This is a genomic window from Rhodococcus sp. Leaf225, from assembly GCF_001426145.1.
Lineage (GTDB): Bacteria > Actinomycetota > Actinomycetes > Mycobacteriales > Mycobacteriaceae > Rhodococcoides.
Genome location: NZ_LMRN01000025.1, coordinates 112,696 through 125,322, shown reverse-complemented (window position 1 = coordinate 125,322; position 12,627 = coordinate 112,696). Strand labels below are relative to the sequence as shown.

Sequence of the window (12,627 nt, the reverse complement as noted above, 5' to 3'; positions counted from 1 at the left end):
GCCACGTGGCGGCCGGGGACAAACTCAGAACAGTGCTTCCTGCATGGCGGGCAGCGCGGTATCGAACTCGCCCCACTCGATGCGGCGGCCCCGCAGTCGGGCCAGGTCGGCGACGTAGACGGCATCCGGATCCTCCGCCACCGTCGCGCCGACGGCGGAACCGATGCACCACTGGACGGTCAGGCCGTGCGCACCGACGGCAGTGTCCAGCGGATAGGCCGTGCGCCGACCCGTGAAGGCCGCCTCTCGGCCCGCGGGCGGCTCCCACTGCTCGTCGACGACACGGAAGTCGTCGTCGGAGAAGTCGGGACCGAGGTCGGCGAGCACCTCGCGCGCCAGTGTCGCCGCGTCTGCGTTCGATCGGTCGAGGCGGGCGAGGTCGATCGGGCGGGTCAACCCCGCCGCCTTGGCTGCGGCGCGCACGGCCTGGCGCAGACCGGCAGTGTCGGTCATCGCGTCCTCGAGGTGCCGCACCACGCGTCCGTCGACCGCCCGTGCGACGTAGCGTCCGACCACGGCGCCCTGCTCGGTGAGCCGTCCCCATTTCCGAGGATCCGCCGCCGTTCCCACCTTGTCCGTCCCGTCGGCGAAGGTCGCGACGTAGAGCCAGTGCGGTTGCATCACGACGCTCTCGAGCCCCTTCGACAGGAAGTCCTGCCGGTGGACGATGTGGACGAACCGGTACGGATCCGCCGCGACACAGGCGTCGCAGTGCACCCCGGAGGTGGCGCGCGCACCGTTCGGGCAGGCCACAGGACGGCCGTCCTCGGCGCGGCGACCGATGCACCACATCACACCCGGCGCGTCGAGCGCGCGGTATCGCAGTGCGGACGACAGCACCGGCCGGGACGTCACCTCGCCGGTGTCCGTGTCGGTGACTCCGAGCAGCGGCTCCCCGCGTGGCCACCCGACACCGCGCACGACCAGGGCCATCGCGACTCCTCTCCACCTGGCAGCATTCCCGGGATGAGCACACCCGGACCCGTCGGATCCCTCTACCGCCGAGTGACGACGCGCAAGGCCGGCGTGCTGCCTCCGCACCGCGCCACCCGACGTCTCTCGGCCTACGTCTACGGAAACGTCCTGGTGATGACCGTGGTGGTCGCCGCCAGTCCGTCGTCCATCGCGAACGGTACGGCGGCGTTGTTGGTGATCGGCACCACGCTCACCACCTTCCTCGCCCACATCTTCGCGGACGCCGTCGCGGCCGGCACCGTCGACGACGACACCGTCGACTGGCGCGAGGAGTTGCGGGACTCGATGCCGATCGCCTCCTCGGGCGTCGCGCCGTCGTTGCTGCTGGCGCTGGCGTGGCTCGATATTCTGCCCGGCGCACTCGCGCAGGGGCTCGCGGGTGGTCTGGTGACGTTGCGTATCGCGTCGATCCCGGTCGTCGCCGAGCGTCTGCGCGGCCGCGGACTGTCGTTTCGCCTGGTCCTGGCCGGTATCGCCACCGCAGCGCTGGCCGCGATCGTCGTGGCGGTGAAGGTGTATCTGACGCACTGATCGCGTCGTTCGCCACCGAAACCTCTTGTGACCGACACCGCCGCCGGGCAGTGAATGTCTGGGATCACATGCTCGCGGAACGGCTCCCCGCCGCCCACCAGCGTGCACACTGGAGCGGTAGTACAACGGAGGGATCTCCCATGGCGGCACTCGATACCGCACAGCCGGACATGCAGACACTCAGTCTGCACGGCAACGAACTGAAGTACCTGGACATCGGACACGGCCCCGCGGTCATCCTGATCCACGGACTGCTGGGCTCCCATCACAACTGGGAACCGCAGATCGACACCCTGTCGCAGCGGTACCGCGTCATCGTGCCGGACCTGTTCGGCCACGGTGAATCGGACAAGCCCGCCGGGGACTACTCCATCAGTTCCCACGCCGCGACGGTGCGCGACCTGCTGCACAGCCTGGACATCACGTCGGCGACGTTCGTGGGCCACTCGCTCGGCGGTGGCATCGCAATGCAGACGCTGTACCTGTTCCCCGAGTTGGTCGAGCGCATGGTGCTCATCGCCAGCGGCGGCCTCGGCCCCGAGGTGAGCCCCCTCCTGCGTGCGGCCACCCTGCCGGGCAGCGAATTCGTTCTCCCGCTGATGGCGAACCGCACCGTGCGGGGCCTCACCGATCTCGCGATCGATCGGCTCGACAAGCTGGGACTCCCCCTGATGAGCGCCAGTTCCTCCGAGGCGTGGCGCAGCTTCGGGTCGGTCCAGGACGCCGGCACCCGCCGCGCGTTCCTCGCGACCGCCCGCTCCGTCATCAGCTTCCGCGGTCAGACCATCAGTGCGACACCGCACTTCGCCAACTTCCCCAACATCCAGGCGATGCTGGTCTGGGGTGCGCGCGACAGCATCATCCCCAACTCGCACACCGAGAACGCTCGGGCCGAGTTGCCGCACGGCCGCGTCGAGATCTTCGAGAGGGCAGGGCATTTCCCGCATCTCGACAATCCCGACCGCTTCGACCGCATCTTCACCGAGTTCATGCGTGACTGCGAGGCCGGTGCCTCGCGTCCGCACCTCGTCGCCGAGGCCTGACACACACACGAACGCGCCCTCTCCCGTCATGCGGGAGAGGGCGCGATTCTGTGTGCGTGCCTACTTCGTCGGGATACCGGCCTTCGCGAGCTCGGCCTCGGTGGCCAGGTTCTTCGCGTCGGCGATGTCGATGCTCTCGAGCGCGATGCCCTTGGTCTCACGAGCCACCACGACGGCGATCAGCGTGATGAGCGCGGAGGCTGCGAGGTACCAGGCGATCGGCACGGACGAGCCGTAGACGTCCAGCAGCTTCACCGCGATGATCGGCGCGAGCGACCCGGCGACGATCGACGTCACCTGATAGCCCAGGGACACACCGGAATACCGCATACGCGTGGGGAACATCTCGGACATGATCGCCGGCTGGGTGGCGTACATGAAGGCGTGGAACACCAGTCCGATGATGATCGCCAGCATGATGACGACGTTGTGGCCGCTGTTCATCATGGGGAAGGCGAAGAAGCCCCACGTGCCGGCGGTGACCGCACCGACGAGGTACACCGGACGGCGTCCGACGGTGTCCGCCAGGCGACCGACCAACGGGATCACCGCGAAGTGCACGGCGTGCGCGATGAGCATCCACCACAGGATGGTGCTGGTGTCGGTTCCCACCTCGACCTTGAGGTAGGTGATGGAGAAGGTGACCACCAGGTAGTACATGACGTTCTCGCCGAAGCGCAGGCCCATCGCGGTGAACACGCCACGCGGGTAACGCTTCACGACCTCGAAGACGCCGTACGACGCGGCCTTGATGACCTCGGCCTGCTTCTGCGCCTCGACGAAGATGGGTGCGTCGGTGACCTTGGTGCGGACGTAGTAGCCGACGAAGACGATGACGGCGGACAGCCAGAACGCGACACGCCAGCCCCAGCTGAGGAACGCGTCCTCCGAGAGCACGGTGGTGAGCACCAACAGGACGACCGTCGCGAGCAGGTTGCCGCCGGGGACACCGGCCTGCGGCCAACTGGCCCAGAAGCCGCGGCTCTTGTTGGGGCTGTGCTCGGCGACAAGAAGCACGGCGCCGCCCCACTCACCGCCCACCGCGAAGCCCTGGATGAAGCGCAGCGTCACCAGAAGTGCCGGCGCCCAGTACCCGATCTGGTTGAACGTCGGCAGGCAGCCCATGAGGAAGGTGGCGGCGCCGACCAGCACCAGCGAGAACTGCAGGAGCTTCTTACGTCCATACTTGTCACCGAAGTGACCGAAGACGATGCCACCGAGCGGTCGTGCGACGAAGCCGACCGCGTACGTGACGAAGGCCGCCAGGATGGCGTCGAGTTCGCTGGTTCCCTCCGCGAACATGATCTTGCTGAACACGAGCGTCGCCGCCGTGCCGTAGAGGAAGAACTCGTACCACTCGACCACGGTGCCCGCCATGGATGCGGCGACCACCTTCCGCAGACCCGACGGTTCCTCGTCGCGATCCACCCTGTCGACAACCGACATGACATTCTCCTTGCTAAGTCTCCGGTGCCGGGACAGTGATCCACGGCACACGCCGAGTCGAGTATCGACGCAGATCACCGCGCCGCACAATGGCCGCGCGCGCACGACCGAACTGCAAAGATGCACACATGACCTCGTCCGGACGCTCCTCGGCGCACACGCCGCCCAGCGCGGACGATCTTCTCGTCCTCCTCGCCGTCGGGCGCAGCGGCCGCTTCACCGCCGCCGCGGACAGCCTCGGTGTCAATCACACGACGGTGTCTCGCCGCATCGCCTCACTGGAGAAATCACTCGGTGGTCGGGTACTCGTCCGCACCTCGGGCGGCTGGGAACTCACCGACCTGGGCCGACACGCACTCGCCGCGGCCGAGACGGTCGACAGCGTGGTGCGCGGCCTGGTGAACCCGGGCGGTGCGTCGCTGCGCGGTGTCGTCCGCATCTCCGCGACCGACGGATTCAGCGCCTACATCGCGGCGCCGGCCGCCGTCAGTGTGCAGGAACGGCACCCCGAGGTGTCCCTGGAACTGGTCGCCGCGACGCGACGCGCCTCGCAACAACGGTCGGGAATGGACATCGAGATCGTCGTCGGCACGCCTCAGGTGCACCGCGCCGAGGCCGTGCACCTCGGCGAGTACTGCCTCGGTCTGTACGCCACTCCGGAGTACCTCGAGCACCACGACACCATCACCACCCGACGCGACCTCGCCGGCCATCCCCTCGTCTACTTCGTCGAGTCGATGCTCCACGTCGACGACCTGGATCTCGCGCGCTCGGTCGCCGTCGGCGACGCTCCCCCGTCGTCGGACGTCCCGGTGATGCGGAGTTCGGTGAGCTCGACCAACGTCTTCGTGCACGTCGAGGCCACGCGGGCGGGCGCCGGTATCGGCCTGCTGCCGTGCTTCATGGCCGACCGGCACCGCGATCTCGTGCGCATCCTGCGCTCGGAGGTGTCGGTCACCCTGGCCTACTGGCTGGTCGTGCGCGGCGAGACGCTGCGCCGCCCCGAGGTCGGGGTGGTGGTCGACGCGCTGCGGACGGAGGTCGCGTCCCGACGGGACGAGCTCATGGGTCGCGGCGAGTGAACGGCCGCTTCGCACCGAGCCCCTCCGGCGACCTCCACATCGGGAACCTCCGCACGGCTGTGCTCGCGTGGCTCCTCGCCCGCGGAACCGGACGCGGATTCGTCCTGCGCGTCGAGGACCTCGATCGCGTGCGACCGGGAGCCGAACACCGTCAGCTCGACGATCTCGCCGCCGTCGGCATCACCGTCGACGGGCCGGTGCTGCGGCAATCGGATCGCCGAGAGTCCTATGCCGCGGCCATCGCCTCCCTCGCCGCCGACGGCCGTGTCTACGAGTGTTTCTGCACCCGCCGCGAGATCCAGCAGGCCGCGTCCGCACCGCACGCTCCCGAGGGTGCGTACCCCGGAACCTGCCGGAACCTCACCGAGGCGCAACGCGCGTCCCGCCGCGCCGAGGGCCGACGCGCCGCGCTGCGGTTGCGTTCGGACACGCGGTCGTTCACCGTGACCGACGCCCTCGTCGGCGAGTTCACGGGCGTGGTCGACGACCTCGTCCTCCAGCGCACGGACGGCGTTCCCGCCTACAACCTCGCCGTCGTCGTCGACGACGGGTTCCAGAGCGTCGACCAGGTGGTTCGCGCGGACGACCTGCTCGCGTCGGCGCCGCGTCAGGCCTACCTCGCCGGTCTGCTCGGCGTGCAGATCCCGGAGTACGTGCACGTCCCGCTCGCTCTCGGACCGACGGGCAAGCGCCTCGCCAAGCGGGACGGCGCCGTCACCCTGCGCGACCGACTCGCCGCCGGGCAGACCGTGTCCGACGTCCGCGCCGAGATCGCGTCGTCGATCGGGGTTCCGTCCGAGCGCACGCACGAATCGCTGTCCGACCTGGCCTCGCACTGGTCCCTGGACCTGCTCCCGAGGGAGCCGTGGTTCGTGCTCGGTCACTGATCGAGACCCCGTTGCAACGGAACATCGCACACCGGTCGGGGCGTATCGGACGTAAGGTGGCCGCGAGAAGACTCCGACACGTCAACCCGTACGAGAAGGACATCATGACCACAGGCGGTTTCGACCCGAGCAAGGATCCGCAGAACCCCGGCAGCTACCCGCCGCCGCAGCAGGGTTCCTACCCGCCCCCGTCGCAGGGGTCCTACCCGCCGCCCTCGCAGGGCAGTTACCCCCCGCCCTCGCAGGGCAACTACCCGCCGCCGCAGGGCAACGTCCCGCCGCAGCAGGGTGGCTACCCCCAGCAGGGCGGCTACCCCCAGCAGGGTGGCTACCCGACGCCCCCGCAGTTCGACAACACCACCAACTACGGTGGCTCGAACTTCGGTGGAGTGCCCGGCGGCGGTCAGCCCGGTGGGCTCGGCATTCGACTGGGCGCGCGCATCATCGACGGGATCATCGTCGGCATCGTCGCGCTGATCCTCGCCGCGATCTTCGGTGCGACCGACAACATCCTCGTCACCGGGCTCTTCTCCGGCGTCCTGACGTTCGCGTACTTCGTCGGCCTCGAGGTCAGCCAGGGCGCGACTCTCGGCAAGAAGATCCTCGGACTCCAGGTGCACGGTCCCGCCGGCACGCCGCGGCCGACGCTGCAGCAGTCCGCGATCCGCAACGCGTTCACGCTGCTCAACATCATCCCGTTCCTCGGTAGCCTGCTCGCGTTCATCGCCGTGATCGTCATCGCCGTCACGGTCAACTCGAGCCCCACCAAGCAGGGCAAGCACGATCAGTTCGCCGGTGGCACCCAGGTGGTCAAGAAGTAGCCTCCGCACACACCGACATCGGGCGCGGGTCCCTTCGGGGATTCGCGCCCGTCGTCGTCTCGGTGCTTGGATCGACCGGTGACTGCAACCAACTCCACCGCCACCGACGGCGACACTCCGTCTGGACAGGCCTCGTTCGCCCACATCAGCCGTGGCTTCTACCCCGCCATCGTCGCGCTCTTCGTCGCGACACTGCTGATCTCGAACGTGGCCGCCAGCAAGGGTGTCGCCTTCTTCGCCGCGTCCGACGTCTCGCTCGGGCCCTTCCAGATTCTCCCCATCAACACCGACGGCGCGTTCTTCCTCTTCCCCCTCGCGTACATCCTCGGCGATGTCCTCAGCGAGGTGTACGGGCTCAAGGCGACGCGCCGCGCCATCTACCTGGGCTTCGGCTCTCTCCTGCTCACATCGGTCTGCTTCTGGATCGCCATCGAACTCCCCGCCGCGTCGTTCTACGAGAACCAGGCCGCACTCGAGACCGTCGTCGGCGTCGTGCCGCGCCTGGTCCTCGCCGGTCTCGCCGGTTACACCGTCGGACAGCTGTTGAACTCCATCGTGCTGGTGAAGATCAAGGAACGCACCAAGGAGAAGCACCTGTGGGCCCGCCTCATCGGGTCGACGGTGGTCGGCGAGTTCTTCGACACCCTGATCTTCTGCAGCATCGCGGCCGGCGTCATCGGCATCACGACGGGCGCCGACTTCGTGAACTACGTCATCGTCGGCTTCCTGTGGAAGACCCTCGTCGAGGTGCTCGTGCTCCCGATCACCTACGCCGTCATCGCGTACATCAAGAAGCGCGAGCCGACCTACTCCCCGGACTGACCCCACCCCTGCCTCGCGAGTACGTCGATACTGTCGTTGTCGAGCACGACTTCACGACACTATGGGCGTACTCGCGGGGAGTTGCGGCTCAGGAATAAAAGCGCGCCAGGGTCTCCTTCTTGAACTCCTGGAACCGCCCGTCGCGGATGGAGGCGCGGATGTCGTCCACCAGCCGCACGGTGAACCGCTCGTTGTGAATGGTGGCGAGGGTCGAGGCCAGCATCTCCTTGGCCTTGAACAGGTGATGCATGTACGCCCGCGTGTAGTGCGCGCAGGTGTAGCAGTCGCACTCCTCGTCGATCGGCGTGAAGTCCCGACGGAACCGCGCGGTGTTGATGTTGAAGCGCCCGTCCGGTGTGTAGATCGCCGCGTTCCGGGCCACGCGTGACGGATTCACGCAGTCGAACGTGTCGGCACCGTTCTCGATGGCGACGAAGAAGTCGTCCGGCTCGCTGATCCCGAGCATGTGGCGCGGTTTGTGTTCGGGCAGTTCCTCGTTCACCCAGCGAACGATGGTGCCGAGGTTCTGCTTCTCCAGAGCGCCGCCGATGCCGTAGCCGTCGAATCCGCGCCCGGTCTCGCCGACGATGGTCTCGAGATCGTGTGCCGCCTTCCGACGAAGGTCCTCGTACTGCGCACCCTGCACCACACCGAACAGCGCCTGGTACGGCTTGTCGGCGCGCTCGGCCGTGAGGCGCTCGTGCTCGGCGATGCACCGCACCGCCCACGCCTGCGTGCGGTCCAGCGACTGTTCCTGGTACGCACGGGTGTTCATCAACGTGGTCAGCTCGTCGAACGCGAACATGATGTCCGCGCCGAGCTGGTGCTGGATCTGCATCGACACCTCGGGAGTGAAGCGGTGCCGCGATCCGTCGAGGTGGGACTTGAACGTCACGCCGTCGTCGTCGACGTGCGCGAGGCGCTCCTTGCCCTCGGCGATGACGTCGTCAGACTCCACCCGAGTGGCGTCCATCGAGATGACCTTCTTGAACCCGACGCCGAGCGACATCACCTGGAACCCGCCGCTGTCGGTGAACGTCGGGCCGTCCCAGTTCATGAACGTGCCGAGTCCCCCGGCCTCGTCCACGATGTCGGGCCCCGGCTGCAGGTACAGGTGGTAGGCGTTCGCCAGGACCGCCTGTGCGCCCAGCTCTTTCATCGACTCCGGCAGCACCGCCTTCACGGTGGCCTTGGTGCCGACGGCGATGAACGCGGGGGTCTCGATGTCGCCGTGCGGCGTCCGCAGGGTGCCGGTTCGACCGAGATGGTCCTCGATACGGGTCTCGACTGTGAAGAGGTCGGTCATGCCCCCATCGAACCAGACGCCAACTGCTGCTCCTGCAGGCCGGACGCACTGAGACGGTGGTAGGCGCCACGCGCCGCGATGAGCTCGTCGTGCGTGCCCTTCTCCACGATGGACCCGTTCTCCATCACCAGGATCAGATCGGCGTCGCGGATCGTGGAGAGGCGGTGCGCGATCACGAAACTCGTGCGATCGCTGCGCAGGGCCGCGGTGGCCTTCTGCACCAGCAGCTCGGTACGGGTGTCGACGGAGCTGGTGGCCTCGTCGAGGATCAGCACGGCCGGGTCGGCGAGGAACGCGCGCGCGATGGTGATCAACTGCTTCTCGCCCGCACTGACGTTGCTGCCCTCCTCGTCGATGACGGTGTCGTACCCGTCGGGCAGCGAGTGCACGAAACGGTCGACGTAACTCACCCGCGCCGCCTCCATGATCGACTCCTCGGTGGCGCCACTGTTGCCGTACGCGATGTTGTCGCGGATGCTGCCGCCGAACAGCCAGGTGTCCTGCAGCACCATGCCGGTGCGCGATCGCAGCGTCGCCCGCGTCATGTCACGCGTGTCCACACCGTCGAGCGTGATCGAGCCGGAATCGATGTCGTAGAACCGCATCACGAGGTTCACGAGCGTCGTCTTGCCGGCGCCGGTGGGGCCGACGATCGCAACCATCTGGCCGGGTTCCGCCACGAAGGACAGCCCGTCGATGAGCGGACGCTCCGGTTCGTAGCGGAACGACACGTCCCGGAACTCGACGCGTCCACTGCGCGTGGTGGGGGTGACGGGTGCCGACGGATCGGCGCCCTCCTCCTCGGCGTCGAGGATCTCGAAGATGCGCTCCGCCGAGGCGACACCCGACTGGAGCAGGTTGACCATCGAGCCGATCTGCGTGAGCGGCTGTGTGAACTGGCGGGAGTACTGGATGAAGGCCTGCACCTCGCCCAGGCTCAGCGTGCCGGACGCGACGCGCAGTCCGCCCACCACGGCGATGGCGACGTAGTTGAGGTTGCCCAGGAACATGATGGCGGGCATGACGATTCCGGAGATGAACTGTGCCCGGAAGCTCGCCTGGTACAGCTCCTCGTTGCTCTCGTGGAACACCCGCGCCGTCTCGTGCTGGCGGCCGTAGGCCTTGACCAGCTCGTGCCCGGTGTAGGCCTCCTCGACCTGTGCGTTGAGCGCGCCGGTCTGCTTCCACTGCGCGATGAAGTGCGGCTGCGAGCGCTTGGCGATCATCGCCGTCACCACGATCGACAACGGCACCGTCAGGATCGCGACCAGTGCGAGCAGCGGCGAGATCCACAGCATCATGCCCAGGATGCCGAAGACCGTGAGCACCGAGACCACGAGCTGGCTGAGTGTCTGCTGCAGGCTCTGCGAGACGTTGTCGATGTCGTTGGTGACTCGCGAGAGCACGTCGCCGCGCTTGTGGGAGTCGAAGTAGCGCAACGGCAACCGGTGGATCTTGTTCTCGACGTCGGTACGCAGACGCTTGATGACGCGTTGCAGCGCGATGTTGAGGATGTAGCCCTGCACCCAGGACAGCAGTGCGGACCCGATGTAGAGGATGAGGACGAGGACCAGCACCTTGCCGACGGCGTCGAAGTCGACTCCCCGGCCGGGGACGACGTCCATGCTCGACACCATGTCGGCGCGCGTGCCCTCACCCGAGGCGCGGAGACCGTCGACGACCTGCTCCTTGGTCAGCGAGGGGTCGAGCGAACGGCCGACGATGCCGTCGAAGATGAGGTTGGTGGCTCGGCCCAGGATGTTCGGGGCGAGAACGGTGAGAACGACGCTGGCGACGGCGAACACGAGTACCACCGAGAGCAGCATGCGCTGCGGAAGGAGCCGGCGCAGCAGCCGCCTGACGGACGGTCCGAAGCTCATCGCCTTGGTGCCGGGAGCACCGGGACCGGGAGGACCGCCGGGCCGCGTCATGCGACACCTGCTGCGGTGCGCTGCGAGTCGACGATCTCGGCATAGGTGGGACACGTCTCGAGCAGCTCGTCGTGCGTACCGAGGCCGACCATCCTGCCGTCGTCGAGCACCACGATGCTGTCCGCGTCGCGGATGGTGGACACCCGCTGCGCGACGACGATGACGCAGGCGTCACGTGTGATGGGGCGCAGGGCCGCTCGGAGATTCGCGTCCGTCGTCAGGTCGAGAGCGGAGAACGCGTCGTCGAAGACGTAGATGCTCGGCCGCCGGATGATGGCGCGGGCGATGGCCAGTCGCTGACGCTGCCCACCGGAGACGGTGGTGCCGCCCTGGGCGACGGGGGTCTCGAGACCCTCGGGCATCTCGCGGACGAAGTCGGCGGCCTGCGCCACCTCGAGTGCGTCCCACATCTCGGCCTCCGTGGCGTCCTCCTTGCCGTAGCGAAGATTGGAGGCGATGGTGCCGGAGAACAGGAAGGGCCGCTGGGGGATCAGTCCGATCTCCGCTCGCAGCGCCTCCGGATCGAGTTCTCGCACATCGGTTCCGCCCACGCGCACCACTCCGTCGGTCGTGTCGATGAGACGCGGGATCAGGTTGATCAGCGTCGTCTTGCCCGAGCCGGTGCTGCCGATCACGGCCGTGGTGGTTCCGGCCGTCGCCCGGAACGACACGTCGCAGAGCACCGGGTGATCGGCCGCGGGATACGCGAAGGCGGCCTTGTCGAATTCCACCGTCGACGGCGCCGAGGCGAAGACGACGGGCTTCGCGGAGGGCACGACGGACGAATTCGTGTCGAGCACCTCGGTGATGCGCTCGGCACACACGCTGGCGCGCGGGATCATCATCGCGATGAACGACGCCATGATCACCGACATCAGGATCTGCATGATGTAGCTCAGCAGGGCCGTCAGCGATCCGATCTCCATGCGTCCCTCGTCGACGGCGTGACCGCCGAACCAGATCACCGCGACGCTGGTGACGTTGCTGATGAGCATGACCACCGGGAACATGAGCGCCATCAGACGACCGACCTGCAGTGCGGTGGCGGTGAGGGCGGTGTTCGCGTCGTCGAAACGCTCCACCTCGTACGGCTCGCGCACGAAGGCGCGCACCACGCGGATGCCCGTGATCTGCTCGCGCAGAACGCGGTTGACCGTGTCGATGCGCTTCTGCATGACCTTGAACGCCGGAACCATGCGGACCACGACGAAGCCCATGCTCAGCGCCAGCGCAGGAACGGCGATACCGAGGAGCCACGACAAGCCGAAGTCCTCGCGCAGAGCCATGACGATGCCGCCGACGCACATGATGGGCGCCATCACCAGGATGGTGCAGCCCATCAGAACCACCATCTGCACCTGCTGAACATCGTTCGTGTTGCGGGTGATGAGCGACGGAGCGCCGAACGTCCCGACCTCGCGCGCCGAGAAAGTGCCGACGCGGTCGAGGAGCGCCCCGCGGATGTCGCGGCCGGCCGCCATGGCGGCGCGTGCTCCGAAGTAGACGCCGCCGATCGAGCACGCGATCTGCACGGCGGAGACGGCCAGCATGATCGAGCCGGTCGACAGGATGTAGCCGGTGTCGCCGGTCGTCACGCCGTTGTCGATGATGTCGGCGTTGAGGCTGGGCAGGTACAGCGAGGCCACGGTGGCCACGAACTGCAGCACCACCACGCCTGTCAGCGCGCCGCGGTACGGCGCCAGATACCGGCGGAGAAGTGAGATCAACACGTCGTGCATCCTTCCTTCTCGACAGGACCCGTCGGACGACAGGCGTGGTGGGT

The 12,627-nt window shown here is 67.6% G+C and carries 11 protein-coding genes; 6 read left to right on the top strand and 5 right to left on the bottom strand.

The genetic code is table 11. The features are described from left to right. Positions 1 to 24 precede the first annotated feature (24 nt). A complete protein-coding gene (locus ASG69_RS18875; protein ID WP_235579010.1) occupies positions 25 to 933 on the bottom strand; it encodes a DUF2797 domain-containing protein in 909 nt (302 codons plus the stop codon). 33 nt (positions 934 to 966) lie between these two features. Between ASG69_RS18875 and ASG69_RS18870 the strand changes: the two genes are divergently transcribed. Together ASG69_RS18870 and ASG69_RS18865 are read left to right on the top strand one after the other, a co-directional pair. Beyond that, complete coding sequence (locus ASG69_RS18870; protein ID WP_056443246.1) at positions 967 to 1,506, top strand: hypothetical protein; 540 nt, start codon at positions 967 to 969, stop codon at positions 1,504 to 1,506. 140 nt (positions 1,507 to 1,646) lie between these two features. Beyond that, positions 1,647 to 2,549 (top strand): alpha/beta fold hydrolase, encoded by a 903-nt coding sequence (locus tag ASG69_RS18865; protein WP_027506623.1) that lies wholly within the window; start codon positions 1,647 to 1,649, stop codon positions 2,547 to 2,549. Positions 2,550 to 2,609: 60 nt separating this feature from the next. Here the strand turns inward: ASG69_RS18865 and ASG69_RS18860 are convergent, their stop codons facing one another. After that, entirely contained in the window at positions 2,610 to 3,995 is a 1,386-nt protein-coding gene (locus ASG69_RS18860) for an MFS transporter (RefSeq protein ID WP_027506622.1), read from the bottom strand. 128 nt (positions 3,996 to 4,123) lie between these two features. Here ASG69_RS18860 and ASG69_RS22605 point away from each other — a divergent pair, with 128 nt between their 5' ends. The 4 genes from ASG69_RS22605 (at position 4,124) to ASG69_RS18840 (ending at position 7,607) form a co-directional block, all read left to right on the top strand. Beyond that, positions 4,124 to 5,077: a LysR family transcriptional regulator gene (locus ASG69_RS22605; protein ID WP_056443243.1), complete on the top strand. Its 954-nt coding sequence runs from the start codon at positions 4,124 to 4,126 to the stop codon at positions 5,075 to 5,077. After that, positions 5,074 to 5,964: a tRNA glutamyl-Q(34) synthetase GluQRS gene (gluQRS, locus tag ASG69_RS22600; protein WP_056443240.1), complete on the top strand. Its 891-nt coding sequence runs from the start codon at positions 5,074 to 5,076 to the stop codon at positions 5,962 to 5,964. Before ASG69_RS22605 ends, gluQRS begins: the two co-directional genes overlap by 4 nt. A gap of 104 nt (positions 5,965 to 6,068) precedes the next feature. Next, a complete protein-coding gene (locus ASG69_RS23350) occupies positions 6,069 to 6,785 on the top strand; it encodes an RDD family protein (protein WP_027506619.1) in 717 nt (238 codons plus the stop codon). Positions 6,786 to 6,863: 78 nt separating this feature from the next. Next, on the top strand, positions 6,864 to 7,607 hold the full coding sequence (locus tag ASG69_RS18840) for a queuosine precursor transporter (RefSeq protein ID WP_027506618.1): 744 nt from the start codon (positions 6,864 to 6,866) through the stop codon (positions 7,605 to 7,607). Positions 7,608 to 7,695: 88 nt separating this feature from the next. On the opposite strand, the gene tgt is transcribed toward ASG69_RS18840, so the two are convergent. The 3 genes from tgt to ASG69_RS18825 are packed head-to-tail and all read right to left on the bottom strand — an operon-like array spanning position 7,696 to position 12,574. Beyond that, positions 7,696 to 8,913: a tRNA guanosine(34) transglycosylase Tgt gene (gene tgt, locus ASG69_RS18835; protein WP_056443237.1), complete on the bottom strand. Its 1,218-nt coding sequence runs from the start codon at positions 8,911 to 8,913 to the stop codon at positions 7,696 to 7,698. Next, a complete protein-coding gene (locus tag ASG69_RS18830) occupies positions 8,910 to 10,844 on the bottom strand; it encodes an ABC transporter ATP-binding protein (RefSeq protein ID WP_056443234.1) in 1,935 nt (644 codons plus the stop codon). Before ASG69_RS18830 ends, tgt begins: the two co-directional genes overlap by 4 nt. Then, positions 10,841 to 12,574, bottom strand: coding sequence for an ABC transporter ATP-binding protein (locus ASG69_RS18825; RefSeq protein WP_056444236.1), 1,734 nt, complete (start codon positions 12,572 to 12,574; stop codon positions 10,841 to 10,843). The genes ASG69_RS18830 and ASG69_RS18825 overlap by 4 nt, the downstream gene beginning before the upstream one ends. Between the last annotated feature and the right edge of the window lie 53 nt (positions 12,575 to 12,627).